The 19046-nt window shown below is 69.2% G+C and carries 23 protein-coding genes; 10 read left to right on the forward strand and 13 right to left on the reverse strand.

The genetic code is table 11. The features are described 5' to 3' along the window. Nucleotides 1–72: 72 nt before the first annotated feature. The 3 genes from bcp to FG385_RS21550 all read right to left on the reverse strand — a co-directional run bounded on the left by bcp (nucleotide 73) and on the right by FG385_RS21550 (nucleotide 1479). Nucleotides 73–543 carry a thioredoxin-dependent thiol peroxidase gene (gene bcp, locus FG385_RS21540; protein ID WP_139098577.1) on the reverse strand — a complete coding sequence of 157 codons (471 nt, stop codon included), beginning with the start codon at nucleotides 541–543 and terminating at the stop codon, nucleotides 73–75. A 28-nt stretch (nucleotides 544–571) separates the two neighbouring features. Further along, a complete protein-coding gene (locus FG385_RS21545; protein WP_139098578.1) occupies nucleotides 572–1102 on the reverse strand; it encodes a hypothetical protein in 531 nt (176 codons plus the stop codon). Between the two features lie 194 nt (nucleotides 1103–1296). Continuing rightward, complete coding sequence (locus tag FG385_RS21550; RefSeq protein ID WP_139098579.1) at nucleotides 1297–1479, reverse strand: hypothetical protein; 183 nt, start codon at nucleotides 1477–1479, stop codon at nucleotides 1297–1299. Between the two features lie 155 nt (nucleotides 1480–1634). Here FG385_RS21550 and FG385_RS21555 point away from each other — a divergent pair, with 155 nt between their 5' ends. The 7 genes from FG385_RS21555 (at nucleotide 1635) to FG385_RS21585 (ending at nucleotide 9893) form a co-directional block, all read left to right on the forward strand. Then, complete coding sequence (locus FG385_RS21555) at nucleotides 1635–2387, forward strand: hypothetical protein (RefSeq protein WP_235022713.1); 753 nt, start codon at nucleotides 1635–1637, stop codon at nucleotides 2385–2387. A 105-nt stretch (nucleotides 2388–2492) separates the two neighbouring features. After that, on the forward strand, nucleotides 2493–3779 hold the full coding sequence (locus FG385_RS21560; RefSeq protein ID WP_139098580.1) for an FAD-dependent oxidoreductase: 1287 nt from the start codon (nucleotides 2493–2495) through the stop codon (nucleotides 3777–3779). 4 nt (nucleotides 3780–3783) lie between these two features. Next, nucleotides 3784–5451 carry a dihydroxy-acid dehydratase gene (gene ilvD / locus FG385_RS21565; protein WP_139098581.1) on the forward strand — a complete coding sequence of 556 codons (1668 nt, stop codon included), beginning with the start codon at nucleotides 3784–3786 and terminating at the stop codon, nucleotides 5449–5451. A gap of 8 nt (nucleotides 5452–5459) precedes the next feature. Beyond that, on the forward strand, nucleotides 5460–6788 hold the full coding sequence (locus tag FG385_RS21570) for an MFS transporter (protein ID WP_235022714.1): 1329 nt from the start codon (nucleotides 5460–5462) through the stop codon (nucleotides 6786–6788). Next, nucleotides 6785–8056, forward strand: coding sequence for an aconitase X (locus FG385_RS21575; RefSeq protein ID WP_139098582.1), 1272 nt, complete (start codon nucleotides 6785–6787; stop codon nucleotides 8054–8056). The genes FG385_RS21570 and FG385_RS21575 overlap by 4 nt, the downstream gene beginning before the upstream one ends. 20 nt (nucleotides 8057–8076) lie before the next feature. Beyond that, a complete protein-coding gene (locus FG385_RS21580; RefSeq protein WP_235022715.1) occupies nucleotides 8077–8463 on the forward strand; it encodes an aconitase X swivel domain-containing protein in 387 nt (128 codons plus the stop codon). A 29-nt stretch (nucleotides 8464–8492) separates the two neighbouring features. Next, nucleotides 8493–9893: an MFS transporter gene (locus tag FG385_RS21585; RefSeq protein ID WP_160148862.1), complete on the forward strand. Its 1401-nt coding sequence runs from the start codon at nucleotides 8493–8495 to the stop codon at nucleotides 9891–9893. On the opposite strand, the gene FG385_RS21590 is transcribed toward FG385_RS21585, so the two are convergent. The 5 genes from FG385_RS21590 to FG385_RS21610 form a co-directional block, all read right to left on the reverse strand. Next, nucleotides 9847–10578 (reverse strand): SDR family NAD(P)-dependent oxidoreductase, encoded by a 732-nt coding sequence (locus FG385_RS21590; protein ID WP_139098585.1) that lies wholly within the window; start codon nucleotides 10576–10578, stop codon nucleotides 9847–9849. The genes FG385_RS21585 and FG385_RS21590 overlap by 47 nt on opposite strands. Nucleotides 10579–10597: 19 nt before the next feature. Beyond that, nucleotides 10598–11065, reverse strand: a complete 468-nt coding sequence (locus FG385_RS21595; protein ID WP_235022716.1) for a DUF4383 domain-containing protein — start codon at nucleotides 11063–11065, stop codon at nucleotides 10598–10600. 74 nt (nucleotides 11066–11139) lie between these two features. Then, a complete protein-coding gene (locus FG385_RS21600) occupies nucleotides 11140–11961 on the reverse strand; it encodes an ABC transporter permease (RefSeq protein WP_139098586.1) in 822 nt (273 codons plus the stop codon). After that, nucleotides 11921–12724, reverse strand: a complete 804-nt coding sequence (locus FG385_RS21605) for an ABC transporter ATP-binding protein (RefSeq protein WP_139098587.1) — start codon at nucleotides 12722–12724, stop codon at nucleotides 11921–11923. The genes FG385_RS21600 and FG385_RS21605 overlap by 41 nt, the downstream gene beginning before the upstream one ends. Continuing rightward, nucleotides 12721–13176, reverse strand: a complete 456-nt coding sequence (locus tag FG385_RS21610; protein WP_139098588.1) for a MarR family winged helix-turn-helix transcriptional regulator — start codon at nucleotides 13174–13176, stop codon at nucleotides 12721–12723. Before FG385_RS21610 ends, FG385_RS21605 begins: the two co-directional genes overlap by 4 nt. A 71-nt stretch (nucleotides 13177–13247) precedes the next feature. Here FG385_RS21610 and FG385_RS21615 point away from each other — a divergent pair, with 71 nt between their 5' ends. Then, the gene (locus FG385_RS21615; protein WP_139098589.1) at nucleotides 13248–13511 is read left to right on the forward strand and encodes a DUF2277 family protein; all 264 of its coding nucleotides are present in this window, start codon (nucleotides 13248–13250) and stop codon (nucleotides 13509–13511) included. A gap of 4 nt (nucleotides 13512–13515) precedes the next feature. Here FG385_RS21615 and FG385_RS21620 read toward each other — a convergent pair whose 3' ends face one another. The 3 genes from FG385_RS21620 to FG385_RS21630 all read right to left on the reverse strand — a co-directional run bounded on the left by FG385_RS21620 (nucleotide 13516) and on the right by FG385_RS21630 (nucleotide 15705). Then, nucleotides 13516–14457 carry a helix-turn-helix transcriptional regulator gene (locus FG385_RS21620; protein WP_160148863.1) on the reverse strand — a complete coding sequence of 314 codons (942 nt, stop codon included), beginning with the start codon at nucleotides 14455–14457 and terminating at the stop codon, nucleotides 13516–13518. Between the two features lie 112 nt (nucleotides 14458–14569). Beyond that, entirely contained in the window at nucleotides 14570–15214 is a 645-nt protein-coding gene (locus FG385_RS21625) for an alpha/beta fold hydrolase (protein WP_139098591.1), read from the reverse strand. Continuing rightward, nucleotides 15211–15705 carry a pyridoxamine 5'-phosphate oxidase family protein gene (locus FG385_RS21630; protein ID WP_139098592.1) on the reverse strand — a complete coding sequence of 165 codons (495 nt, stop codon included), beginning with the start codon at nucleotides 15703–15705 and terminating at the stop codon, nucleotides 15211–15213. Before FG385_RS21630 ends, FG385_RS21625 begins: the two co-directional genes overlap by 4 nt. A 51-nt stretch (nucleotides 15706–15756) precedes the next feature. Between FG385_RS21630 and FG385_RS21635 the strand changes: the two genes are divergently transcribed. Beyond that, a complete protein-coding gene (locus FG385_RS21635) occupies nucleotides 15757–16389 on the forward strand; it encodes a winged helix-turn-helix transcriptional regulator (protein ID WP_235022717.1) in 633 nt (210 codons plus the stop codon). Here the strand turns inward: FG385_RS21635 and FG385_RS21640 are convergent. Beyond that, entirely contained in the window at nucleotides 16325–16906 is a 582-nt protein-coding gene (locus FG385_RS21640; protein WP_139098593.1) for a GNAT family N-acetyltransferase, read from the reverse strand. The two genes, FG385_RS21635 and FG385_RS21640, sit on opposite strands and share 65 nt — an antisense overlap. 74 nt (nucleotides 16907–16980) lie before the next feature. Between FG385_RS21640 and FG385_RS21645 the strand changes: the two genes are divergently transcribed. Continuing rightward, nucleotides 16981–18462 (forward strand): plasmid pRiA4b ORF-3 family protein, encoded by a 1482-nt coding sequence (locus FG385_RS21645; protein WP_139098594.1) that lies wholly within the window; start codon nucleotides 16981–16983, stop codon nucleotides 18460–18462. On the opposite strand, the gene FG385_RS21650 is transcribed toward FG385_RS21645, so the two are convergent. Further along, the gene (locus FG385_RS21650; RefSeq protein ID WP_200834587.1) at nucleotides 18437–18898 is read right to left on the reverse strand and encodes a MarR family winged helix-turn-helix transcriptional regulator; all 462 of its coding nucleotides are present in this window, start codon (nucleotides 18896–18898) and stop codon (nucleotides 18437–18439) included. The two genes, FG385_RS21645 and FG385_RS21650, sit on opposite strands and share 26 nt — an antisense overlap. Between the last annotated feature and the right edge of the window lie 148 nt (nucleotides 18899–19046).

Raw genomic sequence — 19046 nt, forward strand, 5'->3', positions numbered from 1 at the left:
GTGTTGGCCGCGTGCGGGGCCAACACGGCGACGTGGGAAGCGAACACGCCGCCCGGACGGGCAAACACGGGCTCAGGTGGGGATGGAGAGGTCTTTGAGGAGTTTGGCGACGTGGCCGGTGGCGCGGACGTTGTACAGCGCCTTCTCGATCGTGCCGTCCGGGGCGACGACGAACGTCGAGCGGATGACGCCCTGGATGATCCGCCCGTAGTTCTTCTTCTCCCCGAACGCGCCCCACTCGTTGAGCACGGCCTTCTCCGGATCCGACAGCAGCGGGAACGTCAGCTTCTCCGCCGCGACGAACTTCGCCAGCTTCTCCGGCTTGTCCGGCGAAATCCCGAGCACCTGGTACCCCGCGCCGTTGAGCGCCGCGAGGCTGTCCCGGAAGTCGCAGGCCTGCTTGGTGCAGCCGGGTGTGCCGGCCGCCGGGTAGAAGTACACGACGACCCGCTGCCCGCGGTAGTCCGACAGCGAGACCTTGTTGCTCTCACTGTCCGGCAGGGTGAACTCGGGTGCCCGGTCGCCGGTCGACAAACGCTGCATGCCGCCGAGCGTAGCCGGTCAGGCCGGGTCAGGCCGAGCCGCTGTACACGGCGACGACGGAACTCGTCGCCGTCGGCTTCAGCGACAGGCGCAGCTGAGCCGGCTGCTCGGAAACCGCGAACGCGACCGTCACCCGCACGTCACGCCCCACGGGCACGTCCTTGCCCGCGTCGACGATCCCGCTGTAGCCCTGCGTGGGATCCACGACCTGCTTCGCTCCGGCGCCGTCGAAGGTCGCCGACACCGACAGGCCCGACAACCGGTACGGCTGCGATCCGTCGTTGCGGATCGCGATCTCGAACGCGACCGCGCGGTCACTGTGCGGGTACGCGCTCGTGCTGGGCTGGAAAGGCTTTGGCGCCGACACGATGACCGTGATCCCGTCGGCGAACCGGTACTGCCCGCCGAAGTACACCGTCGCCTGCGCGGGGGTCGGCGCGGCTTGCACGGCGGGGCTGCCCGCGTCGTTTCGCGTCGCGATGCCGGACGATGCGGGCGCGCCGCACGCGGCGAGCCCGATGAGGGCTGCCGCGATCAGGGCGTGCCTCGGGGTGCGCACAGCGGCAACTTCCTTTACTCGTCACGTCGGTCCCGGCTGCGCCGTTCGGGGTAGACACTTCTGCCGGGACCTGCTCCACTCTGTCGGCACTCCGGCGCGACGGCGAGCGGCGCCACGGGGTTGAGGCGCACCTGGTGTAGGGCTGTGGCCGATCCGTGATCGGAACGGGATCGGTGGTGAGCGGAGTCACTTCCCTACGTGGCAAGCGCGAAAAAGAGGATGAACGCGCCGACCGCGATCACCCAGACGACGATCAGCCAGCCGAAGTCGCGCCACGGATCGACGGTGTGGTTGTCCTCGCCCGGCACGTACACGCCGCGCTGCTCGAACCAGTCGGCGAAGCGCGCTGCCCAGCGGAACGGGCTACGACGCGGCATGGACCTCACCTCCGGAACCCACCGTACGGCCTGGCGCCAATGGGCACTTCCGCTACCTCGGTGTCACGCATTGTCGAAAGTTCTCCCGATTGGCTGTGACTGTTATCACTATGATGGCAACGAACTGATAACGGCGGTTAAGGATGTCGCTGTGGGTGACGAACGAAGGGCTTGTGAGCGTGCCGAGTAACCAGGTGAATCCTCGTCAGGGTGACGACGGCGAGCAGTTGACCGTCGCCGAACTGCTGCGTCGCGAGGGCATGACGCAGGAGCTGCCCGTCGTGAAGGATCCTGTCGATGACACCCCGACCGACCGCATTCCCGTGGGCGACCTCCTGCGCCGCGAGGGGCGCTGGGACCGCCGCAAGGCGAGCAAGGTGGGTGCGCTGGCCGCCGGAGTCGCCGCGCTCGCCGGCATCGCCGTGACGGCACTGAGCACCGGCCAGCTGCACGACACTGCCGCCTCCACGGCCGGCGGCGGGGGTGGCGGGTACGTCCCGCCCGAGGCCAAGTCGTCGAGCCAGCTGACCACCGCGCCGAGCCTCGCCTCCAGCGAAACGACCGCCCCCGCGGGCACCTCCTCGCTCGGGCGGGTGGAGACCAGGCAGGCCACCGGCGGCGCCGCGCGCCCGACGACGGGGGCCACCGGCAGCCCGTCCACTGGCGGTCAGGCGCAGAGCGCGCCCAGCGTGCCCGCGGCGCCTCAGACGACTCAAGACGCCTCGGCGAGCGCCACCCCCGCGCCCACGACCACGACGACGCGTTCCGAGCCGCCGACGAGCGACAGCAGCACCACGACGGCGCCGCAGGGGCCCGCCGCCCGCCCGAGCCCGCCGAAGGGCACCGAGCAGCCCAAGGGCCTGCTGGGCGGCCTTCTCGACACGATCGGCGGCCTGCTGGGCGGCTGAACCATAAACCGCATTGATGCTCGGTAGCCGAAGGAGTTATTTCCCTAAGGGGCACAAGGGTTTCTAGGGTCGACGTGATACCGGTCACCGCAGACAGGAGCGTCGATGCCGCACCCGCTTACCCAGCTGCAGGTTCATACCGTCCGCAAACCGGCGAGGGTCTCGGCGCACGAGATCACCGCCGACGTGTGCGTCGTCGGAGCTGGCGTCGCGGGCGTCTCGGCGGCCATCGAAAGCGCCAAACTCGGCCGTGACGTCGTCCTGATCGACTCGCTGCCGGTGCTCGGCGGGCAGATGGTGAACTCGTTGATCGGGCTGTTCTGCGGGGTGTTCGGCAACGCTCCCGAGTACCGGCAGCTCACGCACGGCATCTTCGACGAGATCTTCGCCGATCTGGGGCCGACGGGGGATCTGCATTTCAACCGCCGCCACACGATCACCGTGGCCTACGACGAGGTGGTGCTCGGCCGCTGGATCGAGGAGCGGATCCGCCGGCTGGGCATCCGGGTCGTGCTCGGCGCCGTTATCCAGCGCGTCGAGGTGCACGAAGGCCGGATCGAGTCGGTCTCCTTCGCCTCGCGCTACGGCGACGTGGCCGTCCGCGCGACCGGGTTCGTCGACTCCACCGGTGACGCGGCGCTCGCCTGGGAGGCCGGGCTGCCGTGCCGCATCCCCGAGCGCACCATCTACGGCTCGCAGCAGATCGTCCTCGAGCACCTCGACGAGACCTATCAGCCGGAGCCGAAAGAACTCGCCGAGCGGGTGGACGAGAAGGCCGGGGAGTACGGCCTCATGCGCCACGACGGGCTCGCGTTCTTCTTCCCCGGCCGCAACACCGCGGTCATGAACATGACGCATATCGAGGCGCCGCTCGATCCCGTCGAGGCCTCCAACGCGCAGCTGGAGGGCAGGGCGCAGGCGGACCGGGTGGTTCAGTTCCTGCGCACCGAGTACCCGAAAGCCTTCGGCGAAGCCAAAGTGCGCGCCTACGGCTTCCCCGGCCGCCGCCAGACGCGCTGGCTCGCGGCGGTGCATCAGCTGACCCTCGACGACGTGCGCACCGGCCACCGCTTCGAGGATTCGGTCGCCCGTACGTCATGGCCGATCGAGCTGCACGACCGGCCCGAGGGCTACGTCTGGGAGCTGTTCGAGGCCGATCACGTGCATTACGTCCCGTTGCGCAGCATGCTCCCACCCGGCACGCACAACCTGGTCGCCGCGGGCCGCTGCGTCGACGGGGACGCCGCCGCGCTGTCGAGTATCCGGGTGATGGGCCCGTGCGCCGCGATGGGTGCCGGGGCCGCACACGCGCTCGACCTGGCCGGCAAGGAAAGCGTGCACGAAGTCGACTCCGCCGAGCTGCACGACCGGCTCGCGGCGAACCTGGATTGACGCCATGGAACTGCGCAGCAACTTCGAAAAGGGCACCTCCCGGTGGGCCACCCGGCGCGCGCAGTGGCGCGCGCTCGGACTGTCCGATGAGGACCTGGAAAAGCCGAAGATCGCCGTGGTGAACTCGTCTTCGGACCTCGCGATCTGCTACAGCCACCTGGACGGGGTCGCGGCGAGGGTCAAGGAGACGATCCGCGCCGCGGGCGGGGTCGGGTTCGAGGTGCGCACCACGGCGCCCTCGGACTTCATCCACAGCGCGGGTGGCCGCGGTGGGTACATCCTGTCGAGCCGTGATCTCATCGTGAACGACATCGAGGCCGGGGTCGAAGGTGCGCTGCTCGATGGCATGGTGTGCCTGGCTTCCTGCGACAAGACCGCGCCGGCGCAGCTCATGGCGGCCGGGCGGCTGAACATCCCGACGATCGTCGTCGCGTGCGGGTACCAGCCGTGCGGCACCTTCCGGGGCGAGCACTGCGACATCGAGGACGTGTTCCTCGCCGCCGGGCACGTCGCACAGGGCACGCTCGGCGTCGACGAGCTGACCGAGATGAGCGAGAACGCCGTGCTGGGTCCCGGAGTCTGCGCCGGGATGGGCACCGCGAACTCGATGCACATCGTGTGCGAGGCGCTCGGGATGGCGCTGCCGGGCAGCACGCCGGTGGCCGCGAACAGTCAGTCCATGTGGGACAGTGCCGAGCAGGCGGGGCGCCGCATCGTCGAGATGGTGCGGGAAGGACTGAAGCCGCGCGACGTGCTGACGCCGGGCGCCTTCGCGAACGCCGTGACGGCGGTGCTCTCGATCAGCGGTTCGATCAACTGCGTCAAGCATCTGCAGGCGGTCGCCGCCGAAGCGGAGTCCGATGTGGACGTCTACTGGCTGTTCGAGCGATACGCCGACGAAGTGCCGCTGCTGGCAGCGGTCCGTCCCAACGGCCCGCATTCCATCGAACAGTTCGAGGCCGCCGGCGGTGCGGCCGCCTTGTTGAAGCAGCTGGAAGGGCTGCTGCACAAGGAAACGATGACCGTCACCGGTCGCACCACGGGGGAGAACCTCGCCGATGTCGAGGTGGCCGACCCCGAGATCATCAGGCCCGCGGACCGCCCGCTCGGCAGCCGGCCGACCGTGGTCGTGGTGCGTGGTTCGCTCGCGCCGTCGACCGGGATCGTCAAGCTCGCCGTGGCCGAGGAACGCAAGCTCACCTTCGACGGCAAGGCGATCGTGTACGACTCGCCCGAGGACGCGATGGCCGGTCTGCGCGCGGGCGAGATCCGCGAAGGGCATGTGCTCGTCCTGCGCGGCCAGGGCCCGAAAGGCAGTCCCGGGATGGGCATGGCCTCCCGCCCGGTGTTCGCTTTGGACGGTGCCGGGCTCACCGGCAAGGTCGCCGTGGTGACCGACGGGCAGCTGTCCGGGTTGGTGAACAAGGGAATCGTGGTCGGTGAGGTCTCGCCGGAGGCGGCCGACGGCGGGCCGCTCGCGCTGGTCGAGAACGGTGACTGGATCGCCATCGACGTGGCGGCCAGGACCGTGGATCTCGTCGTCCCCGGAGAGATTCTGGCCGAGCGCAGGGCACGGCTGATCAAGGCGCCGGTTCCGGCCGGGCACGGCTGGCTTTCGATCTACCAGCGCATCGTGCGGCCACTCCAGCAAGGCGCAGTGCTGCGCGGTTAGGAGTACTCGTGGAAACCCTTACCGGTCAGGCGAAACGGTCCATTTCCGGTGGCGTGTTCGGGATGTTCGTCGACACCTTCGACGTCTACCTGCCCGCGCTCGTCCTCCCGGCGGCGATGAGCTACTTCCTGCCGCATTCGATGTCGCCGTCGGCCTCGGTCACGGTCTCGACGCTGCTGTTCTGCGTGAGCCTGCTGGGCCGGCCGATCGGCGGCCTGGTGTTCGGCAACCTCAGCGACAAGATCGGCCGCAAACGCGTCACCCTCATCTCGGCCGGCGGGTTCACCGCGTGCACGCTGCTGATCAGCGTCCTCCCTGGCTACGGCAGCTGGGGCGTCGCGGTGATCCTGGTGTTCGCGCTCCTGCGGCTGGTCAACGGGATCTTCCTCGGCGGCGGCTACGCGGCGCCGATCCCGCTCGCGCTCGAGCACTCGCCGGCGCGGCTGCGCGGGCTGGTCGGCGGGCTGATCGCCGCCGCGGCGCCGGCCGCCTTCCTGGTGATCAGCCTGATCCAGGTGCTCGCGCTGCGGAAGCTGCCCAAGGCGGACTTCCTGTCCTGGGGCTGGCGGCTGCCGTTCTTCCTCGGCGTGCTGCTGGGAATCGGCTATCTCGTGCACTATCTGCGTGTCGATGAGGGCAACGAGAGCTATTGGGCGGCTCGCCGCGCCGAACGGCGCCAGCCGGTTCGTGAACTGTTCAGCAGGCGCAATGCGAAAACGCTCGGCCAGGTCTTCCTGCTCACCTCGGGATACTGGTTCGCCGCGCAGATGGCGGTTTCCCTGTTGCCCTCGTTGCTGACCGGAGACCTGCACCAGGACGCGACGAATGTCTCCTTGCTCACGTTGGCCGGAAGCGTGTTCACTATTTTCTCGGTGATCGGTTTCGCGGTGCTGGGACAACGCGTCGGGCGGCGCAAAGTGCTGCTCGGCGCCGCCTGTGCCATCACCGTGGTCACCGCGCTGACATTCGCATTGATGGTTCATTTCGCGGAGGTGCGCACAGGTTTCTTCGCCGTAGCCGTGATGGGCATCATCGCGAACGCGCTGACCTCGGGCCCGCTCGGCGTGCTGATCACTTACCTGAACGAGCGATTTCCTCTGTCCGTGCGCTCGACGGGATACAGCGTGGGGTACACCTTCGGCCTGATCCTGCCGGGCCTGTACAGCGTTTGGTTGCTGGGCCTGGGAAACCTCATGCCCTATGCGTACGGCCCGGTGGTGCTGATCGTGCTCGGCGGTCTGCTCATGACGTTCGCCGTGCACAGTGGCCCGGAGACGACACAGATCGACAGCCTCACCGGCGAGGCCAGGACGGTGGAGAGGGAGCTGCGGCCGTGATACTGACCGACGAAGAGAAGTCGATGGTCGACGGGGCCGAGGGGCCCGCCGTCGCCGCGGCGATGGACCTGCTGGTCCGCTACGGCGAAGCGCTGGACTGCGAACGGTTCTGCGACATCCGCAACGTGGCCGGCACGATGACCCAGCCCTCGCCGGCGAAGGCCAAGATCGTGCAGGAACACGGCTGGGACAAGGCATATGCGATGATCAACCTCGATTCGGACGAGGAGTTCGAGGTGCCGCAGATGAAGATCCCCACCTGCCAGCTGCAGCACGGGTTCAGCGACGATTCGGTCGGCGTCGCGCCGTACCCGAAACAGTACGTCGAACTGCAGGCGGACGCGGAATCCTTCTACGGGCGCAAAGGCGTCAACATCCTCGCCACGTGTACGCCCTACCAGGTGGGCAACCTTCCGGTGCGCGGCGAGCACATCGCGTGGATGGAGTCCTCGGCGGTCGTCTACGCCAACTCGGTGCTCGGCGCCCGCACCAACTGCGAGGGCGGCGCGTCGACCGGCGCGGCGAGCCTGACCGGCAAGATTCCATGCTGGGGCAACCATCATGAGCGCAACCGGCGCGGCACGCACCTGATCGACGTGCGCGTGCCGGTGAAGAGCTTCCTGGACTGGGGCATGCTCGGCTATTTCGCCGGCGACCTCGTCCAGGAGGAGCGGCCGGTGATCACCGGCGACTTCGGGCAGCCGGAACTGGTTGACCTCAAGCACTTCGGCGCCGCGGCCGCCTCCAGCGGCGGGGTCGAGATGTACCACATCCCCGGTGTGACCCCGGAAGCGCCGACGGTCGAGGCGGCGTTCGGTTCCGCGAAGCTGCCCGAATCCGTCCACTATGGACCATCCGAGCGGCGGCGGATGTACGAGATCCTGAACTCCCAGGGCGAGAGCACCGACGTCGACTTCGTCCTGCTGGGCTGCCCGCACGCCTCGATCGACCAGATCTGGCGCGCGGCGAGGGCGCTGGACGGGCGCAAGCTCAAGGCGCAGCTGTGGCTGATGGTGCCGCGGGCGCTCAAGGTCGTCGCGGATCGCAGCGGGTACACGGAGGTCATCGAAAAGGCGGGTGGGCGCGTGCTTTCCGACTCGTGCCCGGCGATGTCCCGGTCGGCCCCGCCGGGGACGAAGGTCTTCGCGACCGACTCGGCGAAGCAGGCGCACTACCTGCCCGCGATCCTCGGCATCGAGGCGTGGTTCGGCACCTTGGAGGACTGCGTGCACGCCGCGGTCACCGGCCGGTGGACGGGGGAGCTGTGATTCGGTTACACGGCAGGAAAGTGGTACCGGGGATCGCTGAGGGCGAGGCGCTGGTCTCGCACGAGACGATCTCCGGCTGGGGAGGGATCGACCCCGCCAAGGGTGTGATCATCGAGCGGCGGCACGAACTGTTCGGCGTCTGCTTCACCGGCAAGATCCTGGTCTTTCCCGGTGCCAAGGGTTCCTCGGGCTGGTCCGGGTTCTTCCAGAGCACCCGCCTGATGGGCACCGCGCCGCTCGCGATGCTGTTCACGAACATCACCACGAAGGCGGCGCTGGGTGCCGTGGTCACCCGGGTGCCGAGCATCACGGGGTTCGACCGGGACCCGGTGGAGGTGATTTCCACCGGAGACTGGGTCCGCGTCGACGCCGACGCGGGCGTAGTCGAGATCAAGCCTGCTTCGTAAGTCCCCTGCCGCACAAAGGAGTGTGTCCCTTGTCCTCGCCGTCCGTACAGACCGTAGACGTCTTCCCGATCATCGAACGACAACGCGCGGGCAGGTTCTGGATCAGCCTGTTCGTGGTGTCCTGGGCCATCACCTTCCTCGACGGTTTCGATCTGCAGATCCTGTCGTTCGCCGGGCGCTACATCAAGAAGGCCTACCACCTGTCGGACACGCAACTCGGCACGCTCGGCACCATCGGCCTGCTCGGCACGCTGATCGGCGGTCTGGCACTGGGCTATCTCGGCGACCGGCTCGGCCGCCGCCCCTCGATCATGGTGGCGACCATCGGGTTCGGCATCTTCATGGTCGTGTTCATCTTCGCGCAGGACTACACGCAGCTGGTGATCCTGCGCGTGCTCGCGGGACTGTTCCTCGGCGGGATGCTGCCCTTGGCCTGGGCGCTCAACACCGAGTTCGCCCCGGCCCGGTTCCGCTCCACCTCGGTCGTGATCATCATGATCGGCTACAGCCTCGGCAGCGCCGCCGGGGGACCGGTGTCCAACCTGCTGATCCCGCGGTTCGGCTGGGAGTCGGTGTTCGTGGCCGGCGGCGTGGCCTCGCTGCTCGCGGTGATCCCGGTCGCGCTCGTGCTGCCGGAGTCGGTGAAGTTCCTGGCGCAGAAGGATCGCAAGCAGGACAAGATCGCGAAGATCCTGCGCCGCATCGACCCGTCGCTGAAGTTCGCCGAGGGCACGAGGTTCGTCGCCGGGCTGGTCGACAAGAAGCGGTTCAACCCGGCGCAGCTGTTCTCCGACAAGCTCCGCATGATCACCTCGCTGCTGTGGATCGCCTACATCTGCTCGTCGGCGGTCGTGTTCTACCTGGCGTTCTGGGGGCCGATCCTCAACGAGCGCCTCGGTTTCTCGACCTCGGCGGCGGCCACCATCGCGGCGTGCGCGTCCGTCGCGGGCGCGGTCGGGCAGTTGCTGATCGGCCGGTTCATCGACAAGCGGGGCGCGGGGACGATCGCCATCATGCCGCTGCTCGGGGTGCCGTGCCTGCTGCTGATCGGGCTGGCGCCGCTGAGCGCGGGCGTCTACATCCTGATCCTGCTGGTCGCGCACATCTTCATCATCGGCGGGCACGGCGGTGTGCACAGCATCGCGAGCATCTTCTACCGGCCCGCGATCCGGGCCAACGGCGGCGCGTGGGCGACCTCGATCGCGAAGTTCGGCGCGATGCTCGGCCCGTGGCTGGCCGGCGTGATCATGGACGGCGGTCTCGGCGCGCGGGGCACGTTCTTCGTGTTCGCGCTGTTCCCGCTGCTGATGTCCGGGCTGCTGTTCTGGCTCGGCCGCGTGCAGAAGCGGCTGCCTCCGGACGCGGACGGCGCGCTGACTTCGGTCAGCGGGGCATCCGCCGCCACACGGACCGAGGAAGCAGTCGCATAACGAAGAAGAGCGGTCGGAGCGCGGCGGGCACCCACACCTCGCCGCGCCCCCGCCGCAACGCCGCGACGGTCGCGTCGGCGACCTGATCCGGCGTGCTGGACAGCGGCGCGGGTTTCATGCCTTCGGTCATCCGGCCGATCACGAAACCGGGCCGGACGAGCAGGAGCCGGACCGGGCCGCCGTGCAGCGCGTCGGCAAGGCCGCTCGCGAACCCGTCGAGCCCGGCCTTGGCCGAGCCGTACACGTAGTTCGCGCGCCGCACCCGGATCCCGGCGACCGAGGAGAACACCACGATCTCGCCGTGGCCCTGCGCGCGCAGCACGCTGACGATCTCGGTGAGCATGTGCACGTGGGCGAGGTAGTCGGTGTGCACGATGGCGGCGGCGTGCGCCGCGTCGGTCTCCGCGCGCTCCTGATCGCCGAGGACGCCGAACGCCACCACCACGACGTCCAGCGGTCCGTGCTCCTTGACCACCTTGTCCAGCAGCGGGCGGTGGCCGGCGAGGTCGTCCGCGTCGAACTCGACGCGGACCACCTCAGCCTTGCGCAGCAAGGCTTCCTGCTCGTCGAGGTCGCCGCTGCGCCGGGCCGCCAGCACAATCTTCCGGCCGGGCTCGACGAGCCGTTCCGCGACCGCGAGACCGATCTCGCTCCGCCCGCCGAGGATCAGCACCGTTCCGCTCACGCGGAGCAGTCTGCCATGGTCAGTGGGCCGGTTCCGGCGTCGCCATGTGCACGACCTTGCGCGCCGGCATGATCGCCATGATCAGGCCCAGCACCGCGCTGCCGATGTGCAGCCAGTTGTCCGCGTCGTTGAGGTCGAGCGGGTTGCCCCAGCCCGACAGCGGGTTCGAGGAGATCACGCCGGTGATCATCAGGCCCCAGATCGCGACCAGGCCGTAGCCGATGAACAGGATCCAGCCGAAGGTGCGGGACAGGCCCGAGCTCAGCGCCGCCAGCAGGCCCAGCCCGCCGACCACGACGTGCACGACGTTGTGCAGCGGGTTGATCATGAAGCCGAGCAGCCGCACGTCGTGGTGGCCGGCGAAGTTGCCGAAGCCCGTACGCGTGAACCCGATGATGCCGATGACCAGGTAGACCAGGCCGACCAGGCCGGCGAGGAGCTGAACCGGTTGCAGGCCCTGCACGTGGATGCCATTCGAACGAGTCATGATCTCGTCCCCTTTTTCCGAGTGCCTCGTGGGCACAAGGGGTACCCCGTTCGTGGGAACGGCAAACCCGCTGCTCAGCGGGCCAGCCTGCCCAGCAGCGCCGACGCCACCCCGATCGCGACCGCCATGGCTCCGATGAGCACCCCGAAGTCCAGCCCGAGCCGGGCCGGGGTGCCGATCAGCAGGCCGCGCAGGGCCTCGACCTCGTAGCTGAGCGGGTTGACGTGGTTCAGCACCTTGAGCCAGCCGGGCATGATGTCGGCCGGGTACAGCGCGTTGGAGCCGAAGAACAGCGGCATCGTGATCGCCTGCCCGATGCCCATCAGCCGCTCGCGCGAGAGCACGAGCCCGGCGATGACGATAGACAGGCAGCAGAAGAACGCCGAACCGAGGACCAGCGCGATCGCCATCCCGATGAGCTTCAGCGGGTTCGAAGTCAGCGCGACACCCAGTATCGCGGCGAGGATCAGCACCATCACCGCCTGCACCAGCGCGCGCAGGCCCGCGGCGAACGCCTTGCCCGCCACCAGCGCGGCGCGTGGTGTCGGCGTGACGAGCAGCTTCGCGAGGACCCCGGCGTCGCGTTCCCAGATGATCTGGATGCCGTAGAAGATCGCGATGAACAGGGCCGACTGGGCGAGGATGCCCGGGGCGAGGTAGTCGAGGTACGGGGTGTTCCCGGTCGGGATCGCGCGGATCCGGGTGAAGGTCTCCCCGAAGATCAGCAGCCACAGCGCGGGCTGGATCGCCCTGGTGAGCAGTTCCGAGCGGTCCCGGCGCAGTTTCTGCAGTTCGATCAGGCACATCGCACCCACCCGGGACAGCAGCAGCCGCAGCTGCTGGGCCGGGCCGGGGTCAGCCCAGTCGGCGGGCGGTGCGGCGAGCGGCGCGGACATCGCGGATCCCTCCTCCGTCTTCGAGCTGGTCGCCGGTCACGGCGCGAAACACATCATCCAAAGTGGACTCCGGGCCGAGGCCGGCTTCGAGTTCGGCCGGGCTGCCGAGCGAGCGGATCCGGCCGCGGTGCATCAGTGCGATCCGGTCGCAGTACTGCTCGGCCTCGTCCATGTAGTGCGTCGTGACCAGCACGGTCATCCCGGTTTCGACGCGGACCTGCTCGATGCGCTCCCAGACGTTGGACCGTGCGATGGGGTCGAGGCCGATCGTGGGTTCGTCGAGGATCAGCAGGCGCGGCGAGCTGACCAGCGCCTGCGCCAGCTCGAGCCGGCGGATCATGCCGCCCGAGTAGCCGGAGGCCTGGCGATCGGCGTCGCCGGTCAGCCCGACGATCTCCAGCGCTTCGGCGACCCGGTGCTTGCGTTGCTTTCGCGGTACGTCGAAAAGCCGTGCGAACAGCGCGACGTTCTCCCGTCCGGTGAGCGTCGCGTCGGCGGAAAGTTGTTGCGGGACATAGCCGATCAGCCGCCGGACGGCCATCCGCCGCCGGGTCACGTCGAGCCCGAACACCTCGATCCTGCCCTCGGTGACCGGGAGCAGGGTGGTGATCATGCGGATGGTGGTGGTCTTACCTGCCCCGTTCGGGCCGAGCAGCCCGAACACCTGCCCGGCGGTGATTTCGAGATCGACGCCGTCGACCGCGGCCGTCTCGCCGAAGGTGTGGCGGAGCCCGGTGCAGCGGATGGCGGGGGTTTCGGTCATTCATCCTCCTCGATGGCGGTCACCAGGCGGCCGATGGCGGGCAGCGCCGCGGCGATCGCCGATCGGTCCACTTCGGACAGCTGGTCGAGCTTGCCCGCCACGTACTCGGTCCTCGTGCGCCGCCAGGTGGCGAGCCTGGTGTGCGCCGCCTCGGTCAGCTCCAGGCGCGCCGCGCGCCGGTCGGCCGGATCGATGCGCCGGTCGAGCATCCCGGCCTCGACAAGCTGGTTGACCAGCGTGCTGACCGAGTTGCCGGCGAGGTGGAGCTTGCGTGCCGCCGCGGCCACTCCGACGCCCGGCGCGTTTTCGACGACCCGGAGCAACTCGATCTGCGCCCCGCGCAGTGCCGGTTCGAGGCCCGCCTGCGCGACGACGCGCCGCCGGACTCGCCGGCGCAGCCCCGCCATCGTCGTCATCAGGCTCTCGGCGAGGGGCGTGTGGTCTGTCGGCATGCCTTCGAATATAGCTCTCAATAGGAGCTATTAGCAAGGCTTACTTTGTGCGCCCGCGTACTCTCGGCCGCATGTGCCGAAACATCACCGTCCTGCGTGGCCTGGAGCCGGCGGCCACCGCGGAGGAGATCGAGGCGGCGGCCCGCCAGTACGTGCGCAAGGTGACCGGTGTGCAGACCGTCTCGGACGCCACCCGCGAACCGTTCGAGGCGGCGGTCGCCGAGGTCGCCGCCGTCACCACGCGGCTGCTCGGCGAACTCCCGGCCCGGCGCAAGCCGCCGGCCACCGTGCCGCCGCTGCGCCGCCCGGAGGTCCGGGCGCGGCTGGGGCGCTGACCGGTCAGGCCCAGCCGCGTTTGGCCGCCTGGACACCGGCCGCGAACCGTGTGTCCACGGCCAGTTTGTGCAGGATCGAGGCGACGTGGCGGCGCACCGTGCGCAGGGAGACGTGGGTGTGCTCGGCGATCTCTTCGTCCTTGAGTCCGGACGCGAGCAGGGAGAGCACGTGGTGCTCGAACGGGGTGAGGCTTTCGCCGCCGGAGGTGCCGCTGGGGTGGGGCGTGCTCTGTTCCCAGAGGGCGTCGAACAGGACCGTGAGCGTGGTGATCACGGTGGCGGACCGGAAGAGGACGACGCCGGCCACGCCGGGCTGGTCCAGCGGCACCAGCGCGAAGGTGCGGTCGGAGATCAGGAGTTTCGTGGGCAGCGTGCGCCGGAGGCGGACCTCGCCGCCGCGGCGGACGATCGTCTCCGGGATGTGCTGGTACTCGGCCGTGAGGTAACCGGTGGTGAACACGGTCCGCCAGCGTGCGGGCGGGTTCGCCGCGGCGGGGGAGAGACTCGGCCGGCAGATGACACCGGCGGCGATGGGCACCTCGAGCGACAGCAACTCGTCGCGGGCGCTCGCCTGCAGGTCGTGGACCAGCGCGGGGATGCGGGCGGGATCGGTGATCACCTCTGCCAGCGGCGTGCGGGAATCGTCGCTGGCGGCGCTGTGCTGCGGTTCCAGCCGGATCAGTTCGTCGACGGCGCGTGCCGTCTCCTGTTGCCATTTCCCGATGGTGTCCGTGAGCGTGCGCAGGACCATCTGCGCGGCCGTGGCGGGCGCGACCGGGACCAGGCGCACGAGACCGTTCCATTCCTCGACGCGGGCGAAACCCGAATCGACCAGTTCGCGCTGGGTTTCCTCGAGCGTGTCCGCATCGTCGACGACGTGGTAGTGGTCCGTGGTCAACCGGCGGTACAGTGCTGTCGCCGCCGGGCTCAGTATCTGCTCCAGCATGTCCCCGGTTCCATCGCGCGCCATTGTGGACGAAGACATTGTGCGCCATGGGCTGGTGAAGCGGGGCAGAGTGTCTACAATGGATTAATAGTCGGGTTTGCCCGGTTGGCGATCAGAGGTAGGCGACGAGCCGCGCGGCGAGTTCCTCCGGGCGGCTGAGCGCGACGAGGTGGCCGCCGGGCATCTCGTCCAGGTCGATGCCGAGCCGTTCGCGCACCAGCGGGCGCTGGAACTCCGGTGGGAAGAACCGGTCGTCACTGCCCTGCAGGAACCTCATCGGCACGTCGGGCCACTTCGCGAGCGGCCACGGTTTGGCGAACGGGGTGCTCGACTGGGGCAGCTCGCCCCCGGCCATCGCCTGCGCGGTGACCTCCGGCGGCACGTCGTGGAAGAAGAACTCCAGCAGGTCGAACTGGTCGTGCAGCCGGTCGTGCCCGGTCGCCGACCACCATTCGCCGGGTGACTCGGCGGGCCTCGGGACCATCGCGTTCAGCATGATCAGCAGGTCGACCGGGACGCGTTCGCACACCAGCGGCGCGGTGAACCCGCCCATCGACTGCGCGACCAGGACCAGCCCGGACCGGTCGCCGATCGCTTCGACGACCGCATCGGCGTACTCGGCGAGGCCCGCGGAATCGTCGGCCGCGGGCAGGTCGACCGCGACGGCCTGGTGTCCGCGGGCGACGAGTTCGGGTACCACGCGGTGCCAGTACCACGCCTGGCCGCCGGCGCCGGGAATGAGGACGAAGGTGCTCATCGGCCCCGCCTCGCGAACTCGTCGGCGCTGAGCCCGCCGGGAAAGCGTGTCATGAAGTCGAAGGTGCCGACCCAGGCCGGCCGCACCGCGATGCGAGCCATACGCAGACCGGGTTCCTGCAGTTCCGCGGCCGCCCTCTCGCCCTGCTCGGGCCCGTAGTACCGCTGCTGCATGGTGAGGTAGTCGGGCGCGACGCCCTCGATCTCGGCCACCTCGGCGCGGCCGCGCAGGAGCAGGACTACGGGCGGCGGGCCCGCGGTGTCGATCGTGATGGCGACGTCGGGCCGCGCGCGCAGCGCGTTCAGCTTGGCCGTGCCGCCGAAGGTCGCGAACACGATTTCCGTGCCGTTCCAGTGAAACAGCATCGGCAATACGCGCGGCGTGCCGTCCTGCGCGACGTAGGCGAGGCGGGCGAGTTCGGTCGAGTCGAGCATGCGCCGGGCGATGTCGGACTCGAGGAGCCGGAGGTCGCCCTGGGGGATTGTCGTCATTCTCCTACTTTAGTAGTGAACACTCCTGAAACACAAGCTATACTTTCCGGCATGCGTAGCTACGAAGATCCATGCGGGGTGGCCAGGGCGCTGGACCTGGTAGGCGAGCGGTGGACGCTGCTCGTCGTGCGCGAGCTCCTGTTCGGTGCGAAGCGGTTCACCGACCTGGTGCGGGGCCTGCCAGGGATGAGCCAGAACGTGCTCTCCCAACGGCTCCGCGACCTCGGCGCCGCCGGTCTCGTCCGCATTGTCGAGCTCGGCCCGCCGGCGAACGCGCGCGTCTACGAACTCACCGAACGCGGCTCCGCGCTGGAGCCGGTGCTCATCGAGCTGGGCCGCTGGGGCAGCCGGACGGCGTTCAAACCGGGCGCCGAGCTCAGCGTCGACGCCTTGATGCTCGCGTTGAAGACGACTTACGTGCCGGGGCCGGACTTCTCCTGCGAGCTCAGGTTCGGCGCCGGCGTCTTCCACGTCGTGGCGGAGCGCGGGCGGCTGGACATCGGCCGAGGGCCGGCCACCCAACCGGACGTCGTGGCCGAGATGGATGCGAAAGTGTTGCGGGGCTTGGTTTTCGGTGGCCGGGGGGTCGCGGCGGCGATGCGCGCGGGGGCGCTGCGGCTCACCGGCGACCAGGCGGCGTTCGAACGGTTCGCGGGCTGCTTCCCCCGGCCGGAGCCGCTGTGACCCGGCGCGGATCGAGCACGTATCCGAGCATCCGGTGCGCACCCAGTTCGGGCCCGCCCGGCGGATTGGTCCCGTCGTGCACCCAGCCTCGTGCGGCGTAGAACGCGAGCGCCCGCGCATTGAAGTCCCACGCCCACAACCGCGCGAGCGCCACCCCCGCGCCGCGCCACACCGAGATCGCCTCGTCGTGCAGCGCGGTGCCGATCCCGTGGCGGAAGCAGTCCGGATGTACGTGGATCTGGTACAGCTCCGAGGTGACCGCCGGATCGGGCTCGGGGTAGTAACACGGCCCGATCATCAGGAATCCCACGACCTCCTCGCCGAGCTTCGCCACCCGGACGACGCGGTCCGGTCTGCGGATGATGCTCGCGTACAGTTCGGGATCGCGCGCGTTCGACCGGGCCAGCTTCTCCTCCGGCTGGAAGCCGCGGTAGTAGCTGCTGCGGGCGGCGACGTGCACGGCGAGGATGGCGGCGGCGTCGTCGCCGCGTGCCGGTTCGACTCGAACCTCTCCCATACTGGCAGGACGCTCGTCGCCGGCGGAGGTTGTGTCAAGTGGGCCTGACCCGGGCGGTGGTCTAGAGTCTGGGCGTGACAACGTCGCAGATCTCGACCTTGGCCGGCCGGGGGTTGTCGCACGCGATCAAGCTCAAGCGCTGGGTCGGTCCGGGAAAACCCGTTACCGCCAAAGGTGTCCTGAAACCCTCGCAACTGCCGGCCGCCGCGGCGGCGCTCGGTGTCCAGGTACCGGCGAAGGTGCGCACGGCCGCCGACGTACCGCCCATCCACTGGCCGTGGGTCGCCGCGGAAGCCGCCGGGCTGATCGAGGTCGGCGCCGCGAAGGCGGTCGCGTGCGAAGTGGACGGTGACCCGGCGCAGCTGTGGCTGACCGGGCTCGACGCGGTACTCGCCGCCGAATCGCATGACCGGGATCGCCGCGGAGCGTGCACCCTGTGCCGCGCGGTGCTCACCGCGGCCGCCGACGAGGCCCCGCTGGAGTCCGTGGGCGACATCGTCGAGGAATACGAGGACGCCGGCACGGCGTATAAGTCCTTTCGCCAGACCGGGCAGCTGCCGGTCGAGGAGGCCGTTGCGCTGCTGACGAGTTTCGGTGCGCTGGACGGCAAGAAGCGCCTGACCCCGCTCGGACGTTGGGCGCACGAGAGGTTCGAGGCCCGCGCGCCCGAGTCGGTGACGCCGGATCTGCCCGCCCCCGAGTTGCTCGCCCGGCTCGCGCCGCTGCCCGAGGACGAGGCCTGGCGCCTCGCGCTGCGCTGGTTCGGCGACCGCCGTCCCGTCTACGGCGCGGCGCAGTTGCTGTACGCCGCGGAGTACGCGGCCCCGGTCGAGCGGGTCGCCGCGGTGGACGTGGTCGCCGGGTTCGGCGAGGAAGCGCTTCCGGCATGGCGGAACTGCCTGCGGCACAAGAACTTGCGCCCGCACGCGATGGCCGCGCTGAAGAGCTGGGGCGAGGGCCGCGGGGTCGACGGCGCGCAACGCCGCTGGCTGATCACCGAGTACGCGCTGGCCGCGCGTGCGCGGCGGGGCCTCGAGGACGCGTTCCACTATGTACGCGACAGCGGTGGCCTGGCCGTGCTCGAAGACAGCGACCACTCCGGTGCGCGGGAGCTGCATCGGGCGCTGACCGCCGCGAACTTCCGCGTCCGCGTGCAGCAGCTGAAGATCTCGCGCACCACCGGCGAATGGTGGCGTGTGCTGGTCCCGGCGGGTACCACGCTCGGCGCGCTGCACGAGATCGTCCGGATCCTCGCCGGGCATCGCGGGGACGAGCTGCACGAGTTCGAGGTGGACGGTGCCCGCTATTCGGATCCGTTCCACGGCTTGGCGGAGCACCGGGACGAGCACGAGATCCGGCTGTCCAAAGTGTTCCCGCGGCCGGGCAACGGGCTGAGCTACGCCTACGACCTGGCGCAGCCGTGGGAGTACCGGATCACCTGCGAAAAGCTTCTCGAACCCGATCCCGGGGTGCGTTACCCGGCCTGCGTCTCGGTCACGGATCCGGAACTGGACAGGCGACTCGCCCGGCTCAGGATGCCGCAGCCGTGGGCCTGACGCGGTAGTCGTTCACCGAGTTCGTCAGCGCGCGCAAGGTTTCCCGAAGCTCGTCAAGGCCGGCGGAGTCCAGGCCCATCGCCTCGCCCATCGTGACCGGCAGCGAGATGGTTTTCTCCTTCAGTGATTCGCCTTTCTCCGTCAGCGTGACGCACACCGAGCGCTCGTCGTCGCTGCGCCGCTCGCGGCGGACGTACTCCAGCTTCTCCAGGCGCTTCAGCAGCGGGGACAGCGTGCCGGAGTCGAGGCTCAGCGCGGCACCGAGATCCTTCACCTGACTGCTGCCGTGCTCCCACAGCACCATCATCACGAGGTACTGCGGATAGGTCAGGTTGAGCTCGTCGAGCAGCGGGCGGTACAGGCTCGTCACCGCCCGCGATGCGGCATAGAGCGCGAAGCACACCTGGTCGTCGAGTCGGGGAGCCTCCGCTGGCATCTCGATCACCTCCTGGCCACATGGTGCGCCAGTTGTTCCCGGGAACGCAATTCAGGTGCTCTACATCTCATTGGAACCAATTAAGTTGTGAACAACTTAATTGGACGCTACTTTCGTCGTATCCGGTTCGACCAGCACCGGGAACCTC

It is taken from the genome of Amycolatopsis alkalitolerans (genome assembly GCF_006152065.1).
Lineage (GTDB): Bacteria > Actinomycetota > Actinomycetes > Mycobacteriales > Pseudonocardiaceae > Amycolatopsis_E > Amycolatopsis_E alkalitolerans.